A 19556-nucleotide genomic window follows, 5' to 3' on the forward strand; every position below is an offset into this window, starting at 1 on the left:
TGACCGGCCAGCTCCCGCCGTTGCCGTTGTGGCCGTTGCGACCGAGCCAGTCGCGGAGCATGTTCCATTCCTTCTGCGCCGCCCACATGACGTCGGCGCAGCCGGTCTCCTTGCTGGACGCCTGGCCGTTGCCCCACGAGTCGCTGGACTTGGAGAACACCTGGCCGGTGCTGTAGTCCGCGCAGGTCAGACCGGGACGGTTCGGGTCGCGCAGCGAGTAGGTGCCGTTGTTGTTGGTGGTGTCGATGGCCAGCGGACTCGGGCCGTTCCATTGGCTGTTCGCGCTGCCGGCCTTGACGTCGTCGACGGTGTCGAGCACCGTGCCCGTGCTCGCATCGACGAAGACGTGCAAATGGCTGGGCGCGGACGTGGTGCGACCGGCCAGGACGGTTTCCCAGGCCAGGGTGCTCTTGCCGTCCTTGACCCGGACGACCAGGCGGTGCGATTCGACCTTGTCGACCGCGGCGAGCCTGGTCCTGGAGGTGGCCTCGGCCGCCGCGGCGTCGATCCGCGCCGTGGTGTTCGCCGAGATCCGGGTGCTGGTGGCGGATTGGGTCGCGCGGACGCGGCCCTGGCCGTCGGCGAGCACGACGGCGTCGCCGCCGACCACCGGGATGCCCCGGTAGGTGCGCTCGTAGGCGACGGAGTAGAGGCCGTTGACCCAGGGGGTCACCGCTTGGCGCTGGTACTCCTCGTCGGGACCCTTGGCGAGGGTGTCCAGACCACTGGCAGCGGCCCGGTCGGCGGCGGAGACCGCCAGGGCCTGCGAGCCGGAAGGGGAAGGCGGATCGGCGGAAGCCGACTGCGCGGTCGTGGAGACCGCCAACCCGGCGAGCACGGCCAGGACAGTCCCGGCCGTCACCGTTTTGCGATTCATCGAGGCTCCTTGAGTGGAAGGTAGACCTCGACCACGAATCCGGCTTCGCCATGCGTGTCCGCAAGGAGAGCGAACCGCCGACGAGCGTGGCCGCCGGGTTCGTGCCCGATCGGCAAACGCTCACACGGTCGGCCTGCCCCGTTCAATGCGCGTTCGAGCGGTCGGCAAAATCTGTCAAACTCCGTGTTGTGCACGAGAGTTGCCCAGGACGGAGAATACCGGGACAGGGAACCGCGCGACGGGGCTGCCCGGCGTGGGGCGCGACGACCGGAGCGTCGCACCGGCGCCGGGCAGCAGGCACGATCGACTACCGCATCGTCAACTCACCGGCAGTTCCAGGTAGGACGGGTCCTCCTCGGAGGGGGAGACGGTGATCGTGCCGCCCTCGACCGGCGCCGACCCGTAGAAGGGGTCGAACGTGTCCAGCACCAGCATCACCCGGTGGCCGGCCGCGACGTCGTAACCGGTGGCCTGAAGTGCGATGTCCAGGGCGACCGGCTGTCCGGCCGTGCCCTCGACGTCGGTGAACGGCGCGTGCGTGACGATGTTGGCCCTGCCGTCGGCGTCCACGTCGAAGAGGTGCGCGATCAGCGTGGGCGTCGGCCCCTGCGCCGTGTAGGTCAGATGCAGTCGGGGGACACCGCGCAGCTTCATGGCGACGGGCAACGGTGCCGTGCTCCAGACGCCCGCGTGCGCACGGTCGATCTCGTCGGTCGGGTAGACCTTGGGCAGGCCGGCCATCTCCGCGTAGCCGGAGAAGATGATCTTGTTCGCGACGGTGGCCGGCGTGTCCGCGCCGGACCGGAAGACCACGTCCGTGTCGAGTCCGGGCTTGTCGGCGAGCGTGCCGTCGCCGCCGTTCGAGGGGCCGGACAGGTAGAGCCGTTCGGTCCGTCCGGTGACCGCACCCCACGTGGGCTGCTCCTCGATCGGGCCCTTCCACATGATCTGCGTGACCACCTGGCCCTCGGTGTCGATGCCATTGGCAACGTCCTTGAGGTGGTGGTCGAACCACCGGTGCGCGTCCGCCCAGATCCGGTTCGGCAGCCCGATGATGCCCGGCGACTCCGGCCCGGAGTGGTCGCCGATGGACAGCAGGAGGCGCTTGGGGCCGGTCAGCGCGTTGAACATCTTCAGCGTCTGGTTGGTGGGGAACAGCGTCTCGTGCCACGCGTTCGCGTACAGGATCGGCACGCCGCGGCGGTTGATCTTGCCGACGTGGTGGTGCGGCGACCGCGGCAGCGCCCACTCCAGGGACGGGCGCACATCCGGGTTGGACAGGACGTCCTCGAACGCCTGCCGGGTGCGTTCGCTCAACCGGGCCTCGGCCGCGGCGCCCAACAGCGTGGAGACCGCGGCGAGATGCCGGGTGCCGTTCTCGTAGAACGCCTCGCCCAGGTCGCCCCACGTGCTCAGCGCCACCACCGCGTCCACCCGGATGTCCTCGGCGGCGACCAGTTGGCTGATGCCGGAGCCGTAGGAGTCGCCGAGGAAGCCGACGGCGCTGATCTCGCCCCGGGCCCGGCCCGCCACGAAGTCGATCGCCGCGCTGCCGTCCGCGATGTCCTCGGTGCCGGCCACCTCGACCTCGCCCTCGGACGCGCCGAACCCTCGTGCGGTGTAAGCCAGTACGTGGTAGCCCTTGAGGGCGAACAGGGTCGCCTGGACCACGTAGACGACCCAGCCCAGATTCACCCACGGCGACGGCATCACGATCAACGGCCTGGACCGGTCGTCCCGGTGCAGCCAGAGGCCGCCGTCCAGTCCGACACCCCCGTCGCCGGGCACGGTGACCCTGCTGAAGTCGGCCTGGGCCCGGGCCTCCTCGATTTCGGCCGCCCGGGCCGGGGCGAGGCGCCCGACCTGCCCGGTCTCCAATGCCTCGACGACCTGCGTCAAGGTCGCCTCGTCCAGTTCGGGGTACAGGCTGATCGGCTGCGGTTGCTGTGAACTCACGTCGGTCCCTTCCCACTTCATCGGATCGCGCGAACAACGCCGACACCCGCCGGTGATAGCGGTAGGTATCGACTCGTGAACACAGTGTCATTACGCGGTTCGTTCCGGTGGGAAAATGGGAGGAAAATCCGAAGTGGGAAACAGTCGTTCCGGTGCGCCGACCCCTCCGCTACCCTCGGCCGACCTGTCGGCATCGACGCGGCATGCGTGCGGTTCGCCAAGACCGGGGACCCGGGGTGGAGCCGTGGGATGTCCGGCGCCCGGTACGGATGTTCGACACCCCCGAGCCGAGGACGGTGTTCGCCCCACGCGAGGACGAACGCGCCCTCCGGCCCTGATCGGCGCCGCGCCCGTCCCGTCCGGCGCACCGGGCCGGGCGCACCGCGTCGCTCATCCGAGGGCGCGGCGGACGGCCGCGTGCGGCAGCGCGTACGCCCGGTGCCCCGCCGGGTCGTGGACCGTGTCCGCGGCCAACAGGGCGTCCAGGACCGCCTCTTCGACGGCGTCCATGGTCGCCGCGAACACCGTGTCGAGCAGCGCCGAGGGCAGCGGCGCGGCCGCGCCCGCCGGTGCGGTGGAAAAGGCCATCCCGTAGTCGCCGCTGCCGTGCGCGAACGCCGCGCCGACCCGGGCCAGGGCGAACACACCGCGGCCGGCGATCCGGGTCAGCTCGCGCGTGGAGCAGGGCAGGTCGGTGCAGACCACGACCACGCACGAACGCTCCTCGCGGGCCGGCCCGGCGGTCGGCAGGCCCAGCGAGGCGGGCCGCATCACCTGGCCGCCCAGGCGCAGTTCACCGGACATATCGGCCCGGACCAGGACGCCCACGGTCGCCTCGCCGGCATCCGTCGGCACCCGGCGCGACGCGGTGCCGATGCCCGCCTGGTAGCCCAGTGCGCAGGCACCGGTGCCGGCACCCACGTTGCCCTGCGGCACCGGGCCGGTCGAGGCGCCGGCGAGCGCGGCATGCACATGCGCCGCGGTCAGCGGTCGCGGGCCGGCCCGGGACGGCCCCATGTCGTCGATCCCGCCGAACACCGGATCGACCTGGATCGGCGCCGGTTCGGCCCGCCCCGGCAGCCGGGTCGCCGGGGGGTCGACCCGGAAGGCGGACGGCGTGGAAGTGAGCAACAACGGAGTCTCCAGTTCGCCGGGTTCGACCGGTCGGGTGGCTCCGACGAACCTTCCGTGGCCGCCGCCGGCGAACCGCCCGGCGCGCAGCGGGCCGTGCGTGTGCAGCGCGTCCGGCACGATCGCGGTCACCCCCGAGTACGGCCCCGCCTCGGCGTCGCACAGCGTGGTGTGGCCCACGCGGACGCCCGGCACGTCGGTGATCGCGTTCCATGTCCCCGGATCCAGTGGCCCCAGTGCGTGGCCGAAGTCGCGGATCCGCGGGCGCATCCCGGGGCGGTCGGTCGCGAGTGCGGTCATGGTCGGGCTCCAGAGGTCGGTTCCGCCGGCAATCGCATGGCGTCACTCTCCGCCTGCCCACCCCGAGCCGCACCGTCGCCGCCGACGAAAGATCGGCCCCGACTCCGTGGCCGCCACCAACCCGGTCACGGCTCCGCCGGGCCGCTCGAACGCCGCCCCTGCGCGCCGGACCGCCGGGATCCGCGCGGGTGTCCGGTCGCGAGCCCGGCCGCCCCGCCCGCCGGGAGTCGCGACACGACCGCTGCCGGGTCCCGCCACCCCTCGCGCCCGGCGGCGGCGGTGCCGTGCGCTCTATAGGCTGACCACCCACTGGCGCCGGAGAGCGGCACCGACACGGTTGAGGGTGCACGGATGAGCGCGCGTTTCGAGGAACTCGACTGGCGGCCGACGCCGATGGGCGAGATCAGCCTGCGCCGCAGGCGGGACCCGGCCACGGGCGAGGACGTGTACGAGGTCAAGCTCGGCGACGAGTTCCTGATGTCCAGCCTGTTCACCGCGGGCGAGATCGCCCTCACCCGACTCGGCTTGGCCGCGCTGCCCGATGCCGAACTCGACGTCGTGGTGGGCGGGCTCGGGCTCGGGTACACCGCAAAGGCGGCGCTGGACGATTCCCGCGTGCGCAGCCTGATCGTGATCGACGCGCTCGGCGAGGTGATCGACTGGCATCGGCGTGGCCTGGTGCCGCTGGGCGCCGCGCTGGCGGGCGATCCCCGCTGTCGGCTGGCTCGGGGCGACTTCTTCGCGTTGGCGGGTGATCCCCGGGGGTTGGATCCACAGGCACCGGGTCGGCGCTTCCACGCGATCCTGCTGGACGTGGACCACTCGCCGCGGCACGTGCTGCACCCCAGCCACGCCGCGCTCTACCGGCCCGCCGGACTGCGCGCGCTGGCCGATCGGCTGCACCCGGACGGCGTCTTCGCGCTCTGGTCGAACGACCCGCCGGATGCCGAGTTCGGCGCGGTGCTCGCCGAGGTGTTCGCGGACTCGGCCGCGCACGTGGTCGACTTCGACAATCCGCTCCAGGGCGGTACGGCGACCAACACCGTGTACGTGGCCCGCAGGGCGGGAGACCCCGCGTCCTGACCCGGCGGGACGGCAAGCCGGGTCGAGGACGCGGGGTCCCGGGCGTGTTCCCGAGCCCCCTCCGGAACACGCGCTGATGCCGTACCCGGCGACAGGGCACGGGTCGCCGGGTACGGCATCGGATCAGGCGCGCAGGTGGTCGATCGCGGCCCGCGCGGCCAGGCCGATCGCGGCGTCGGCGCGCGGGAGGCGGAAGCCCATCGACTCCGAGCGCAGGAACACGCCGACGGCGTAGCGCTTGCCGTCCGGGTATTCCACGACGCCGGCCTCGTTGCGCACACCCCACAGGGTGCCGGTCTTGCCGGAGACCCGGATCTCGTCCCCGAACGTGCAGGACAGTCGGTGCGGCCAGATCTGCCGGCCCATGATCTCGCGCACCTCGGCACACGCCTCGGCGGGGCCGGCCTCGTCGCGCCAGATGGCGGCGAGCAGCTTGGTGATCTCGCGCGGGGTGGTCGAGGCGGTGTGCAGGGGGTCGCGTACCGCCAGCGTGCGGAGCCGGTCCGGGGTGACCTGTGCGAGCTGCTCGTCGGCGTCCGCGGCGTCGCGGTCGATACCCAGGTCGCTCATCACGCTCGCGAACAGTTCCTTGCAGCCGGTGACCGAGGTGGCGTGGCAGCCCAACTCGTCCAGCGTCGCCCGCACGTTCTTGCGGCCGACCAGGCCGAGCACCACGTCGGTGGCCGCGTTGTCGCTCATCGTCATCATCATGTAGGCGAGGTCGCGCGCGCTCATCTCGACGTCGTGCATGCAGCCGTCGGTGCCGATGCCGTCGCCTTCCTTGTCGGCGGCGGTGACCAGGTGCCGCCCGGCCCGGTCCAGCCGGCCCGAGGCGGCCTGACGGGCGTACTCCAGGGCGATCGGGATCTTGAAGACCGAGGCCAGGACGACCGGGGTGTCGGCCCGGTAGTCGACCTCGTCGTCGCCGTCGAGGTCGCGTACGTGCAGGTAGCCGTCGACCTCGGCCGCGTCGAAGATGTCCCGGATGGTCTTGGCGGGCTCGATCGGCTCTTGGCCGGTGCTCATGTGCGCTCCGTGAATCGTCGGGTGGGCCCGCAGGGCCCGGTGGGGATGCTCAGCGCTTGCCCGTGTTCGGCAGGTGGTTGGCGGCGGAGTGCGCGGCCACCGAGTACCAGAGGTTGATCACGTCCATCAGCGTTTCGGGATCCGCCACGGTGCACTGCACCGTGAGCAGGTCCAGGCGTTCCGCGCCGGGCACCGAGGTGGCGAACTCGGCGGCCAGGGGGAGTTGGAAGCCCACCTCCAGCACCAGTTCCTCGGGCATCGGCAACGCGCGCAGCGAGGACGCGTTCGCGACCGCCAGGGCGGCCTTCTCCCGGATCAGGTCCCGGGCCAGGGAGGGGTGCATGGTGTCCGCCGCGGCCCATCCCTCGGCGGACTTGACCTGCGCGGTGACCACGCCGGGGAACGCCTGCTCGGCGACCGAGCACACGTGGTTGTCGCCGGTGACCAGCCCGATCGGCACGCTGTGCCGGGCCGCGAGCAGGGCGATGACCTCGGCCTCGGTGACGTGCCGGCCGTTCAGCTTCACCGAGGTGAAGTTGCCGGAGAAGGTGTGCGAGAGCACGCCCGGCTTGCCGGCCGCCGCGTGGTAGCCGACGAACAGGGCCACCGCGTGCTGCGGGCCCAGGCCGTGGGCCATGCACTGGGCCTTGGGCGAGCCGAGGATCATCCGGGCCCGGGGATCCAGATCCTCGGCGATCAGGTTGTCCATCGTGCCGTGGCTGTCGTTGATCAGTACACGCTCCGCGCCCGCCGCGAAGGCACCCTCGATCGCGGCGTTGGCCTCGCCGGTCATCAGGTGCTGGGCCCGGGGGTAGCCGGTGCCGCCGCGCCAGATCTGGTCGAGCGTGGCGATGCCCGCCACGCCCTCCATGTCGATCGAGATGTACACGTCCATCGGTTGCTCCCGCCTCGTCGCGTTGCCCGTGGCCGGCCCGATTCGCGCGCGTCCTCGGCAAACCGAAGCGGTCGGTGCGCGGACCGTCGGCGGCCTCTGCCGAGGATTGCCGGAAGGGGTACCGCTCGGCGTCGGTGATTCGGACAGGTTCATCGGCCGTTCTTCGTCCACGACGACGATTCGAGGCCTTCGGGCGCTGCCTACCGTGATCGTCCTCTGCGGCACTCGCCGCCGCCTTCCCAGGAGGTACCCCACGATGGGACGATCCGAGGTGCCCGGGCCCGCTGCCCGGACGCTGCCGACGCCCGAGTATCTAGCGACCCGACTCGGCGAGCTGGCCAAGCGTGGCAACATCCCCGGCGCGAGCGTCGCGGTACGGATGGGCGATGAGACGGTCACGGCCGCCACGGGTGTGCTCGACGTGGAGATCGGGTACCCCGCGACCCCGGAGTCGATCTTCCAGATCGGATCGATCACCAAGGTCTGGACGGCGACGCTGATCATGCAGCTCGTCGACGAGGGCGTGCTGGACCTGGACGCCCCGGTGCGCACGTACCTGCCGGACTTCAGGATCGTGGACGAGGCCGCCGCGCAGGTGGTGACGACGCGTCAGCTGTTGTGCCACACCGCCGGGTTCGAGGGCGACCTGTTCGACGACCACGGTCCCGGCGACGACGCGGTGGCCGAGCTGGTCGCGGGGCTGGCCCGGGACGCGGGCCAACTCTTCCCGCCCGGCGAGATGTTCTCGTACTGCAACACCGGCTTCGTGGTTCTCGGCCGGCTCGTCGAGGTGCTCACCGGGCAGACCTGGGAGGAGACGCTGCGCGAGCGGATCGCGGTGCCCCTGGGCTTGTCCCGGGTGGCCACCAACCCGAACGAGGCGATCCTGCACCGGGTGGCCATCGGGCACGGGGCCGGGCCGGACGGGACCCCCGTCCGGGTGCAGAAATGGGAGGGGCCGCGCTCCAACGCACCGGCCGGCTCGACCCTGACCACGACCGCGAGCGATCTGGTCGCCTTCGCCGCCGCGCACGTGGCGCGGGGACTGCTCCCGGACGGGACCCGCCTGCTGTCCGAGCAGTCCGCGCTGGCCATGCGCGAGCCGCAGGTCCAGGTGCCCGACATCGAGGCCGTGGGCACCGTGTGGGGACTGGGCTGGAACCTCTTCGACTGGGTCGGCGGCCCGGTGATCGGTCACGACGGCGGCGCCATCGGCCAGAGCGCGATCCTGCGGGTGGCCCCGGAGAGCGGCGTCTCGATCGCCATCCTCACCAACGGCGGCGACCTGACCGTGATGTACGACCTGGTCCGCGACGTGTTCGCGACGAGTGCGGACGTGGTGGTCCCGGAGCCCGCCACGCCCCCCGTCGAGCCGCCGGCGGTGGACTCGCGCTTCTTCGTCGGCCGGTACGCCTCACAGGCGATGGTTTTCGACGTGGCGGAGTCCGAGGAAGGATTGGTGCTCACCACGCGCAACATCGGCGCCGCCGCCGAGATGTCCGGCGGCGACCACGTCCGCACCACCGCACTGGTGGTCCGCGACGCCCGTACGTTGATCGAGGTCGAACCGCGCGGCGCGCGGCATGCCCAGTACGCCTTCCTCGGGGACGGCGAACGGGCCCGCTTCCTGCACATGAGCCGTGCCCTCCCGCGGATCGCGGCCGGCGAGTCGGCCGTCGCATCCGTCGCCGGGCACGACGCGGTCGAGTGTCCGGCCGGGGGCGCGAGATGAGACGCGCCCCGCGCGGGGCCGCGGCGGCCGTCGCGTTGGGCCTGTTCGCCGCCGGCTGCGGCGGCACCGCGGCCGATGGCGGCGCGGGCGACGGCGACACCGTCACGATCGCCATCGAAGGCGACCCCGGCAACATGAATCCGTTGACCACGCTGACCTCGTCGGCCGTCACCATGAACCGCTACTCCTACGACTCGCTGATCAACGTCGCGTCCGACGGGCGGATCGTCTCCGGCGTCGCCGAGAAATGGACCTCCGACGCGACCTCGGCGACCTTCACGATCCGACGCGACGTGATGTGCGACAGCGGCAGGGCACTGACCCCCTCCGACATCGCCGCCGAGTACGCCTACATCGCCGACCCGGCCAACAAGTCGCCGCTGTACGGCCTGATGGTGCCGCCCGGGACCGTTGCCACCGCCGACGACGCGGCCGGCACCCTGACGCTGAAGACCCCGGAGCCGGCCCCGTTCCTGGTTCGCGGCACCGCGATGTTGCGCGTGGTGTGCCCCACCGGCTTGCGATCGCCCGACGGCTTGAACCACGCGTCCGACGGCACCGGTCCCTACCGACTGAGCCAGGTCGTCCCGGGCGACCACTTCACCTTCACCAAGCGCGCCGGCTACGCCTGGGGGCCGGACGGCATCGGCAGCGCCGACCTGCCCGACCGGGTGGTCTTCAAGGTCGTCACCAACGAGTCCACCAGAGCGAACCTGCTGCTCGGCGGGCAGATCAACGTCGCACCCATCATGGGCGCCGACCGCACCCGACTGGCCGCGGCCGGCCTCAAGTCCAACATCCAGCGCGACCCCATGGGGATGCTGGTCTTCAACGAGGCCGCCAACCGGGTCACCGCCGACCCCCTGGTGCGCCGGGCGCTGATCCAGGCGCTCGACCTCAAGCAGATCGGTGCGGTGGCCACCGGCGGCAAGGGCCAACCCGCCACCCGCGTCGGTGTCACGATGGGGCCGCCCTGCACCGACGACGCGGTCACCCAGTACCTTCCGCCGCACGACGTGGCTCGGGCCGCGGACGCGCTGCGGACGGCGGGCTGGAAGAAGTCCGGCGGGCGCTGGACCAAGGACGGCAAACAGCTGTCGATCTCCATGCCCTACCCCGGCGTGTTCGGCAACCAGCTCATCGCCGCCGTCGAGCTGGCGGTCGAGCAGTGGAAATCGTTCGGCGTCAAGGTCAGCACCCAGCCGACCACCGCCGCGACGAATGCCACGATCCTGATGGGCGGTCAGTGGGAAGTCGCGTGGGCGCCACTCTCGGTGACCACACCCGACCAGGCCCTCCCGTTCTTCATGGGACCCCCTCCCCCGGAGGGGCTCAACTTCGGTTCGCTGGACAACCCCGAACACAAGCGTCTCGTGGCCCTCGCCATGGCCAAGCCGGACACCTCCGGCTGCCCCGAGTGGACCGCGGCCGAATCCGAGTTGATCAAACGTCTCGATGTGGTGACCTTCATGGACTCGATGACCCCCTATTTCGCTCGGGGCTACAACTTCCAACTCGACGGTGGCGGTCCCATTCCGACCACCCTGCGCAAGGTCGGTGGCCGATGAGCACCGCAGCCAGTACCGCAAACCCGGCCGGCCGGCTGATCGACTTCCGGCTCGGCCCCTGGACCTCCTTCTTCGTACGCCGCACCGGGCGCCTGTTGGTTTCGCTCGCCGCACTGGTCACCGCGGCCTTCGCGATGATCCACTTCGTCCCCGGCGACCCGGTCCGCGGCGCCCTGGGACTCAACGCCACGCCCGAGGCGGTCGCCGCCCGCAAGGAACAACTGGGCCTGGACGACTCGCTGATCGACCAGTACAAGCACTTCGTGAGCGGGCTCTTCCACGGCGACCTCGGCGAATCGATCACCGCCCGGGTCCCGGTGTCCCGGATGATCGGCGACCGACTGCCGGCGACCATGGAGATCGCGATCTACGCGTTCCTCCTGGTGATGCTGGTGGCCATCCCGCTGGGCATGGCCATGGCCGTGTGGACCCGCAACGGCCGGCGCCGGCGCGGCGAGTTCGCGTTCGCCTCCTCGACCGGGGCGATCGTGGCCATCCCGGAGTTCCTCCTCGCCGTCGGTCTCGCCTCGGTGTTCGGGGTCTCGCTCGGCTGGTTCCCGGTGGCGCTGCGCGAAGGGCCGGACTCCTACGTCCTGCCGGTGCTCGCACTGGCCATCACCCCGATCGCCGCGCTGTCGCGGATCGTTCGGGTCGAGGCGCTGCGCGTCTTCGAGACGGACTACATGCGCACCGCCCGGGCCAAGCGACTGCCGGGCCGACTGGTCTACCTGCGACACGCGCTGCCCAACCTGCTGACCTCCTCGCTCACCCTCGGCGGCCTGCTGCTCAGCGGCCTGCTGGCGGGCACCGTGCTGATCGAGAACGTCTTCGCGTGGCCCGGCCTGGGCATGACCATCGTCCAGGCGATCCTGCAGAAGGACTATCCCCTCGTCCAAGGCATCGTGCTCGTGTACGGAGCCGCCGCACTCACGATCAACTTCGTGGTCGACCTCGCCGTCGCCGCCGCCGATCCCCAGTCCACGATTCGCGGGAGCTGACGATGTCCCAGGCACCAAGACTCCGCCTCGCCCTGCGCACCCCACTGGGGATCACCGCGGCCGTCGCGAGCACGCTCATCCTCTTGACGGCGATCTTCGGACCCATGCTGCTCGGCGACACCGCCGACCGGATCGACACCGACGCGATCGGCCGACACAGCGGCACCGAGCACCTGTTCGGCACCGACGCGCTCGGTCGCGACATCGCCGCCCGAGTGGTGGTGGCGACCCGGCTCACGCTGGAACTGACCCTGTTCGCCACGCTCATCGCGGTCGTCGGCGGCCTGGTCCTGGGCGTCCTGCCGGCCGTCCTCGGCCGCCGCGCCGGGCGCCTGATCACCGCGGTGGTCAACCTGCTCGTCGCCTTCCCCAGCCTGCTGTTCGTGCTCTTCCTCGCGGTCATCTTCGGCGTCGGCACCTTCTCCGCCGCCTTCGCCATCGGCCTGGGCGCAGCCCCCAGTACCGCCCGACTCGTACAGAACCTGACCGCCTCGATCGCCGGCACCGACTACGTGGCCGCGGCGCGGATCCTCGGCGTCGGCCGCTTCCGGATCGTCGTCCGGCACATCCTGCCCAACATCGCCGAACCCGTCGCGCTGTTCGTCTCGACCGCCGCCGCCGGCATTCTGGTTGCCTTCTCCGGCCTGTCCTTCCTCGGCCTGGGCGTGCAGCCGCCCGACTACGACTGGGGACGCCTGCTCAACGAGCAGCTCGACCGGGTCATGGTGGACCCGATGTCGGCGGTCGGCCCGGGTGCCGCGATCGTGCTCACCGGCATCACCTTCGGCCTGATCGGCGAGGTGGTCGCCAAGGCGAACGCCGGCCGCACCGCGCCGCAACCCGAGATCAAGTCCGCCGAGGCGATCTCCGAGGCACCCGCCGAGGAGACCGCGTCCGGCCTGCTGAACATCGACCGCCTGCAAGTCCGTTTCCCCGGCCACACCGCCGTGCACGACGTCTGCCTCACCGTCGACGAGGGCGAAGCGGTCGGCATCGTCGGCGAATCCGGCTCGGGCAAGAGCCTGACCGCACTCGCCGCGGCCGGACTGGTCCCGCACCCCGGCCGGGTCAGCGCCCGGACGCTGCGCTTCGGTGACCGGGACCTGAACAAGCAGGCGCCCAAGGGCACTTCGATGGCCATGGTGTTCCAGGACCCGATGGCCTCGCTCAACCCCGCGCTCACCGTCGGCCGGCAACTCGCCGAGGTGGCCGAGGTGCACCACAACGCCGGGCGCGCGGCGGCCGTCTCCCGGGCCGTCTCCCGCCTGGGCGCGGTCGGCATCATCAACCCCGAACTGCGGGTCCGCAAGCGCCCGCACGAGTTCTCCGGCGGCATGCGCCAACGCGTAATGATCGCGATGGGCCTGATGGGTGAACCCCGCCTGATCATCGCCGACGAGCCCACCACGGCCCTGGACGTGACCGTGCAGGCCCAGGTGCTGGCCCTGCTCCGGGACGTGCGCACGGAATCGGGCGCCGCGCTGCTGCTCATCTCGCACGACATCGCCGTCGTCTCCCAGGTGTGCGACCGCGTCGTGGTCATGTACGCGGGTCGGATCGTGGAGGAACTCCCCGTCGGAGACCTCGCCGACGGCGTCGCCCACCCGTACTCGGCCGCGCTGATCGGCGCGGTGCCCAGCATGACCACCGACCGGGACATCCCGCTGGCGACCATCCCCGGCCGCCCGCCCGAGCCCGGCGACGAGAGCGTCGGCTGCCCGTTCGCGCCCCGCTGCGCCCGGGCCACCGACCGCTGCCGCACCGAGGAGCCGGTGCTGGAGCGGATCGGCCCCGGACGTCGCGTCGCGTGCTGGGACCCGATCACCACCGCCACCCACGAACTGGAGGAGGCACGATGAAAGCCGTGAGCACGGTGGATTCCGCCACCGCCGAAGCCGCCTCGGGCCCGGCTGCGAGCGCCACGTCCGGTTCGCTCGAACTGCGCAACATCACCGTGCGGTACGGACGCGGCCGCAACGCCTCGACCGCCGTGGACGACGTCTCCCTGGACGTGCCCGCGGGCAGCGTGGTCGGCCTGGTCGGCGGCTCCGGGTCGGGCAAGTCCACCCTGGGCCGGGCCGCGGTCGGGCTGGTGTCGATCGACTCGGGACAGGTTCTGGTGGACGGCGTCGACCAGGGCCGCAAGCCCGGGCGCAGGCCGATCCAGCTGGTCTTCCAGGACCCCTTCGCGTCGCTGAACCCGCGGCTGACCATCGGCGGCTCGGTCGCCGAGGCGCTGCCGCGCAGCGACCGTGCGACGCGGGCGAGCGAAGTTGCCCGTTACCTCGACCTGGTCGGCATCGACCCCGGCGTCGGCACCCGCCTGCCGCACGCGCTCTCCGGCGGCCAGCGCCAGCGTGTCGCACTGGCCCGCGCGCTCGCCGCCCGACCGGCCGTGCTGGTCGCCGACGAGGTCACCTCCGCCCTGGACGTCTCGGTCCAGGGCGCGGTACTCAACCTGATCCGCGACCTGCAACGCGAACTCGGCTTCGCGATGTTGTTCATCTCGCACAACCTGGCCGTCGTGCGCTACCTGGCGGACCGGATCGCGGTGATGGACCGAGGCGTGCTGGTCGAGTGCGGTCCGGCCGCGCAGGTCCTGGAGAACCCGGAACACGAATACACCCGGGCCCTGCTCTCCGGTGTGCCCACGATCGGCGAGCCGTTGCCCGAGCGGGCGGCGGTCGATTCCGCGACCGACGCGGAGACGGAGGCAACGGCCCGATGACGCCGACACCGGCGGGCGCGCGTACCGGCGGCGACCTGTACCGCGCCGACCGCGAACCCGAACCCGATTCCGGTGCACTTCGCGACCGCGCGGCCGAGGCGGCCGACCGCGCGGCTCGCGCGGCCCACGTCGAGATTCGCGAACTGCACACCCTGGGCGAGATGGCCGACGCGTGCGACCTGTTCCAACGCGTCTGGCAGCCCGACCCGACCAACCCGATGATCAACTCCGAGCTGATGACCGTGGTGTCACACGCCGGCGGCTACGTCGCGGGCACCTACGAGGGCGACCGGTTGATCGGCGCCGGTGTGGGCCTGCTCTCCACCGACGGCCTGCACTCGCACATCGCCGGCGTCGACGAACGCTCACGCGGACGCGAGGTGGGCTACGCGCTCAAGGTGTACCAGCGCGCATGGTGTCTGGAGCGCGGGATCACCCGGGTGACCTGGACGTTCGACCCCCTGGTCGGGCGCAACGCCTACTTCAACCTGGCCAAGCTCGGCGCGACACCCGCCGAGTACCTGGCCGACTTCTACGGGCCGATGTCCGACGCCATCAACGGCGACGACCTCTCCGATCGGCTGTTGGCCCGGTGGGACCTGAGCAGCGACCGGGTCGCGCTCGCCTGCGCCGGGGTACCGCAGCCGGTCGACACCGAGGATCTGGCGGGAGAGGTCGTGATCGGCCTGGACGCGGCCCCCGACGGGCGGCCGATCCAGGGCCGCACCGACGGGGACGTGGTGCTCGTGGCCGTGCCGCGGGACATCGAGGCGCTGCGCCGGGCCGACCCGTCGGCGGCGCGGGGGTGGCGGCTGGCGGTGCGCGAGGTGCTGGGCGGGCTGATGGCCCAGGGCCGGCAGGTGCGCGGCTTCGGCCGGGACGGACGGTACGTGCTCGACCGCGGACCGGAGGGGCGCCGACCGTGAGACTCGAGATCGTGCGGGATATGCCGTTCTTACCTGCCCATATCCACCCCAAGATCGTTTAGACTCCGCCCACGGGCCGGCCAAGACGACACGGCCGGCCCCCGGGCTCGACAGGCTCGACGGGGGACCTGTGTCGACGGATTGGATTCCCTTGTCGTGAACGTGTCGAGCAACGTGGATGTATCGGGTGGCATGAGCATGCCGAGCAGGACGAGCGTGCCACGCGGCACGGATGTGCCGGGCAGCGCGGATGCGCCGAGCGGTGGGCGCGTGCCCGGTGGGGTGGACGCGTCGGGCACCGGGCGCATATCCGTCCGGGGAGGCGCCCCCGCCCACGTGCCGGTGGGCAGCCGATGACCGGGCGTCCGCGCGCCGTCCTCGGGCGCATCATCGACGACCTCGGGTCGACCCTGTTCGCGGTGGCAGCCGGCACGCCGGACCCCGACCGCGAGATCACCGGCGTGCTCATCCACGACCCGCACGACGAACCCTCCCACCCGCCGGGCGCGGTGATCCTGGGCGTCGCGGTCTACGGATCCGCCGCCATCGCCACGCTGGTGCACCGCGCCGCCGGACTGGGCGCACCGGCCATCGTGGTCCGCGGCCCGATCGTGGTGGATGCCGAGGTCGAGGCGGCCGTGGCGAGCACCGGCGTGGTGATCCTGTCGCTCACCCCCGGCGCGTCCTGGTCGCAGGTCACCACCCTGCTGCGGGCACTGCTCGCGGTCGACGAGGTGGGCACCGCGCAGAGCGGTGAAACCCTCGACGGGGCGCCGGCCGGCGACCTGTTCGCGTTGGTCAACGCGATCGCCGCGCTGCTGGACGGACCGGTCACGGTGGAGGACCGCAGCGGGCGGGTGCTGGCCTTCTCCAGCCGCCAGGACGAGGCGGACGAACCCCGGATCGCCACCATCCTGGACCGGCAGGTGCCCGCGGAGATGTTGCGCGTCCTCGAGGAACGCGGCGCCTTCCATGCCCTCTACCGCAGCGAGGGACCGCTCTACCTGGTCGGCGTCTCCGACCTGCCCCGGGTGGCCATCGCGGTCCGGGCCGGGGACGAGATCCTCGGTTCGATCTGGGTCGTGGTGCGCGAGCCGCTGTCCGAAGAACTGGCCCGCTCGCTGACCGAGGCGGCCAAGGTGGTCGCACTGCACCTGCTGCGCCGCCGCGCCGGCGCGGACGTGGAGCGCAGACTGCGCACCGACCTGCTCGCCACCGTGCTCGAAGGCGGCCCCGCGGCGGTCGATGCGGCCGGCCGACTGGGCCTGGCCCACCAACCCGCGTGCGTGCTCGCACTCGCCGTGGTCGGCGACTCGGCACCGGCGGAGCGCAGCGCGGAGGAACACCGGATCGTCGACGCGCTGGCCCTGCACCTCGCGGCGGTCCACCCGCGCACCGCCACCGCACGACTGGGCGGCTTCACCTACGCGATCCTGCCCACCGAGTCGGATGCCAGGGCGGTCCGGCTCGCGGAGGAGTTCCTGGCCCGGATCGGCGGCCGGATCGACGCGGTGGTGGGCATCGGCCGGGTGGCCGCGCGCGAGGTGGACCTGCCCTCCTCACGTGCGGACGCGGATCGCGCACTGCGGGTGCTGCGCGCGGGCCGCTCGTCGCTGCGGGTGGCCCGACTGTGCGACGTGTACGTGTCCTCGCTGCTGGTCGACGTCGCCGACCGGGTCGCGGCCACCGACGACGCGCCGGCGGGCCCGGTCACCCGGCTGCGGGCCTACGACGCCGAACACGACACGCATCTCACCGAGACCCTCGCCGCGTGGCTGGACACCTTCGGCGACGTCACCGCGGCCGCGGCGGCCGTGCACGTGCACCCGAACACGTTCCGCTATCGACTGCGCCGACTGTCCGAGGTGGGCGCGATCGACCTCGCCGACGGGGATGCCCGCTTCGACGCGATGTTCCAGCTCCGACTGCACGGCGTGCATCCCAACGGCGCGCACCCCCGATCGAACGCGGCGGCCGGGCGCCTCGCCGCACCGACGGCGCTGCGCGGGCCGGGCGTCTGACGGCGCTGCGCGGGCCGGGGCGTACGGCGCGTTCCGCCGAGCCGCGGATCGGGCGCGTCGGCCGGTCGGCCACGGTCGCCGCTCACCGGCCGGCTGCGGGCGTCGCTCAGCGGGGTCGGCGGTTGCGGCCGACCAGCCATCCGATGAGGGCCCCGACCAGGAAGGCGCCGGCCAGCACGAACCACAGCGGCGCCTCCACCTTTGGGATCCAGAAGCGGATCTCGGTACTCCCGGTGTTGGCCAGGACGAACCAAACGCTCAGTACGATCACAACGACGATCACGATCAGCCGCACGGTGATCCACGAACCGTGCTCCGCCGTGCCGCGCCCGGGTGAGGTTTTCGCCATGTTCGAACGGTAGGACGGGGTGGGCGCGGGCGCGCTGTGGGCGGGCCGAACGGGTGGGCGGGCGGGGCGGTGTGCTCAGGCCTCGGGCGGCTCCGGTCGGCGCGGCTCGTCGGGCTGCGGTGGTGGCTCGGCTTCCAGCAGGAACAGTGCCGCATCGCCGGTGTAGGACGTGTCGAAATGCGCCTCGACGTCCACCACGAGCCGGTCCAGCGCGTCGGCGAAGTCGCCGTGCAGCCGATCGGGCGCGCGCTCGGCCAGCGGGTAGTTCCCGTCGCCGGTGTCGGACGTCTCGGCCGGGTCGTCGGTGTACAGCAGAACCCGCTCACCGAGGCCGACCGCGACCGCCAGCTCCGGCGGGCGCAGGCTGCCGGGGGCCAGCGCACCGATCGGCGGGGTGGCGAACGCCGGTTCGAGGCCGAGCACGCGGCGACCGACCACCAGGAGCGGGGTCGGGTAGCCGCGATTGATCAGGGTGAGCGAGCCGATGCCGGCCGGATCGCCGACGTGTTCGACCAGGAGCACCCGAACCAGGGCCCGATGGCCGCGGCGATGGTCGTCGCGCAGCGACAACGCGACTTGATGCGCGATCTCGGACAGGGTCGGCGTGCTCGGCGCCGCCGCGGCGAAGGCGGTGAGCACGTCCGCCACCCGATCGGGTGCGCACAGTGGGTCGCCGGCCACGTCGCCGAAGATCGCTCGGGTGCCGAGCGGGGTGTCCCGGACCTGGCCGAACCAGGCCCGCGGGCTCGCGGACGGCGGACCGGGGATCCGACGGGTGGCCACGCGCAGACCGGGCGCCTCGGCAAGGGTGGTCACACTCGGGTCCGGCCCGATGTCGAGGGCCGGCGACACACCGGAGGGGTCGGTCGATCCGGTGTCGGCATTCACGGGAACTCCTCGGCGGTGCTTCATGCCCACCAGCGTTCACCCCACCACCCCTCCTGAAACGAACCCCCATCCCGACACCGCCCCCCACACCGCCCGTCCGACCGCTCGCGTCCCGACCACTCACACCCCTCACCCCGCACCCTCGCCCTTGCTCTGCCGCGCCTCGCCTCACCCGGCACCCGCGCCCCGTCATCCCGCACCGCCGCGCCCCTGCCGCCGCGACCCGTGCCCGCCCACCCGCGCCCCACGTTCCGCGCGTCCATTGCGTGCCCCGCGCTCCGTGTGTGGGTTGCCGTTTGTGTTCGTGGCCTCCTGTCGCCTGCGCAGGACTGACCCGCGTCCGGCGGGCCTTCGCTCCGGCGGGATCCCCCGCGCGGATCAGAAGAACCGAATGTGCCGAACGCCGGTCCAGGCCCGGCGCAGCCGACCGCGCAGCGGACCGTCGGTGTTCGGGGCCAGGGCCAGGCCGGCCGAGTCGGCGATGCGATCGGCGACCCCGGCGACGTCGATGCGGTCGGTGTGGATGTGCTCGGCGAACTCCGGGGTCGCCAGCCGCTCCAGGCACAGGTCCAGCCTGGACACCGCGAAGGTCTCCCCACGCAGCGGCGCCGCCCTGCCGGCCACCACCCGCACCGCGTGCCCGAGGCCGCGCTCGCGCAGTCGCCGCAGGATCGTCTCGCGCTCGGCGAGCAGCGTGAAGTGCCGCACGTCGTGGCCGCGTTCACGCAGGCGTCCGACGGTCTCCCGGAAGTTGCCCGGCTCGATCACCGTCATCGGCGCGAGCACCGGGCCGTCCTGCCCGGTCAGCACCCGGTCCAGCACCTCGAACACGCCCTGCCGCCAGGCGGGCAGATCCTGGAAGTCGCCCCGCAGCGCCGGCGGCATCATCCGGTGCATGCCGAAGCCGACCTGTTCCGGATCGCAGATCACGCTGCCGGGCAACCGCCGGGACAATTCGTGTGCGGTCTGGGTCTTGCCGACCCCGAAGGGTCCGTTGATCCACAAAAGCATGCATCGACCCTACGAGTGCGACGACGGTTCCGGAGCCGGGCCGTGATCGCCCTCGCGAGCAACCGCT

The 19556-nt window shown here is 72.1% G+C and carries 15 protein-coding genes and 1 pseudogene; 8 read left to right on the forward strand and 8 right to left on the reverse strand.

Translation table 11 applies throughout. The annotated features are described in order from the left end of the window. From ACFZBU_RS46185 to ACFZBU_RS46195, 3 genes and pseudogenes are all read right to left on the reverse strand, one after another. Positions 1-877, reverse strand: a pseudogene (locus ACFZBU_RS46185) (peptidase M28); the annotation flags it as partial. Between the two features lie 318 nt (positions 878-1195). Further along, positions 1196-2833 carry a CocE/NonD family hydrolase gene (locus ACFZBU_RS46190; RefSeq protein ID WP_391589842.1) on the reverse strand — a complete coding sequence of 546 codons (1638 nt, stop codon included), beginning with the start codon at positions 2831-2833 and terminating at the stop codon, positions 1196-1198. A 390-nt stretch (positions 2834-3223) separates the two neighbouring features. Continuing rightward, positions 3224-4264, reverse strand: a complete 1041-nt coding sequence (locus ACFZBU_RS46195) for a P1 family peptidase (RefSeq protein ID WP_391589843.1) — start codon at positions 4262-4264, stop codon at positions 3224-3226. 351 nt (positions 4265-4615) lie between these two features. Between ACFZBU_RS46195 and ACFZBU_RS46200 the strand changes: the two genes are divergently transcribed. Then, positions 4616-5347, forward strand: a complete 732-nt coding sequence (locus ACFZBU_RS46200) for a spermidine synthase (RefSeq protein WP_391589844.1) — start codon at positions 4616-4618, stop codon at positions 5345-5347. Positions 5348-5470: 123 nt separating this feature from the next. On the opposite strand, the gene ACFZBU_RS46205 is transcribed toward ACFZBU_RS46200, so the two are convergent. Beyond that, complete coding sequence (locus ACFZBU_RS46205; protein WP_391589845.1) at positions 5471-6373, reverse strand: serine hydrolase; 903 nt, start codon at positions 6371-6373, stop codon at positions 5471-5473. A gap of 49 nt (positions 6374-6422) precedes the next feature. After that, complete coding sequence (locus tag ACFZBU_RS46210) at positions 6423-7268, reverse strand: M55 family metallopeptidase (RefSeq protein WP_391589846.1); 846 nt, start codon at positions 7266-7268, stop codon at positions 6423-6425. Between the two features lie 256 nt (positions 7269-7524). Here ACFZBU_RS46210 and ACFZBU_RS46215 point away from each other — a divergent pair, with 256 nt between their 5' ends. The 7 genes from ACFZBU_RS46215 to ACFZBU_RS46245 all read left to right on the forward strand — a co-directional run bounded on the left by ACFZBU_RS46215 (position 7525) and on the right by ACFZBU_RS46245 (position 17241). Continuing rightward, complete coding sequence (locus tag ACFZBU_RS46215; protein WP_391589847.1) at positions 7525-9000, forward strand: serine hydrolase domain-containing protein; 1476 nt, start codon at positions 7525-7527, stop codon at positions 8998-9000. Continuing rightward, positions 8997-10568 (forward strand): ABC transporter substrate-binding protein, encoded by a 1572-nt coding sequence (locus ACFZBU_RS46220; RefSeq protein ID WP_391589848.1) that lies wholly within the window; start codon positions 8997-8999, stop codon positions 10566-10568. The genes ACFZBU_RS46215 and ACFZBU_RS46220 overlap by 4 nt, the downstream gene beginning before the upstream one ends. Beyond that, positions 10565-11566 carry an ABC transporter permease gene (locus ACFZBU_RS46225; protein ID WP_391589849.1) on the forward strand — a complete coding sequence of 334 codons (1002 nt, stop codon included), beginning with the start codon at positions 10565-10567 and terminating at the stop codon, positions 11564-11566. The genes ACFZBU_RS46220 and ACFZBU_RS46225 overlap by 4 nt, the downstream gene beginning before the upstream one ends. A 2-nt stretch (positions 11567-11568) precedes the next feature. After that, positions 11569-13425, forward strand: coding sequence for a dipeptide/oligopeptide/nickel ABC transporter permease/ATP-binding protein (locus tag ACFZBU_RS46230; RefSeq protein WP_391589850.1), 1857 nt, complete (start codon positions 11569-11571; stop codon positions 13423-13425). After that, entirely contained in the window at positions 13422-14294 is an 873-nt protein-coding gene (locus ACFZBU_RS46235; protein WP_391589851.1) for an ABC transporter ATP-binding protein, read from the forward strand. The genes ACFZBU_RS46230 and ACFZBU_RS46235 overlap by 4 nt, the downstream gene beginning before the upstream one ends. After that, positions 14291-15220, forward strand: a complete 930-nt coding sequence (locus ACFZBU_RS46240; protein ID WP_391589852.1) for a GNAT family N-acetyltransferase — start codon at positions 14291-14293, stop codon at positions 15218-15220. Before ACFZBU_RS46235 ends, ACFZBU_RS46240 begins: the two co-directional genes overlap by 4 nt. 353 nt (positions 15221-15573) lie before the next feature. Then, the gene (locus ACFZBU_RS46245) at positions 15574-17241 is read left to right on the forward strand and encodes a PucR family transcriptional regulator (RefSeq protein WP_391589853.1); all 1668 of its coding nucleotides are present in this window, start codon (positions 15574-15576) and stop codon (positions 17239-17241) included. Positions 17242-17347: 106 nt separating this feature from the next. Here the strand turns inward: ACFZBU_RS46245 and ACFZBU_RS46250 are convergent, their stop codons facing one another. The 3 genes from ACFZBU_RS46250 to ACFZBU_RS46260 all read right to left on the reverse strand — a co-directional run bounded on the left by ACFZBU_RS46250 (position 17348) and on the right by ACFZBU_RS46260 (position 19489). Further along, positions 17348-17590, reverse strand: coding sequence for a LapA family protein (locus ACFZBU_RS46250; RefSeq protein WP_391589854.1), 243 nt, complete (start codon positions 17588-17590; stop codon positions 17348-17350). 75 nt (positions 17591-17665) lie between these two features. Beyond that, the gene (locus ACFZBU_RS46255; protein WP_391589855.1) at positions 17666-18478 is read right to left on the reverse strand and encodes a SpoIIE family protein phosphatase; all 813 of its coding nucleotides are present in this window, start codon (positions 18476-18478) and stop codon (positions 17666-17668) included. Positions 18479-18856: 378 nt separating this feature from the next. Next, positions 18857-19489: an AAA family ATPase gene (locus ACFZBU_RS46260; protein ID WP_391589856.1), complete on the reverse strand. Its 633-nt coding sequence runs from the start codon at positions 19487-19489 to the stop codon at positions 18857-18859. Between the last annotated feature and the right edge of the window lie 67 nt (positions 19490-19556).

The sequence above is a fragment of the Embleya sp. NPDC008237 genome, from assembly GCF_042956465.1.
Taxonomy (GTDB): Bacteria; Actinomycetota; Actinomycetes; order Streptomycetales; family Streptomycetaceae; genus Embleya.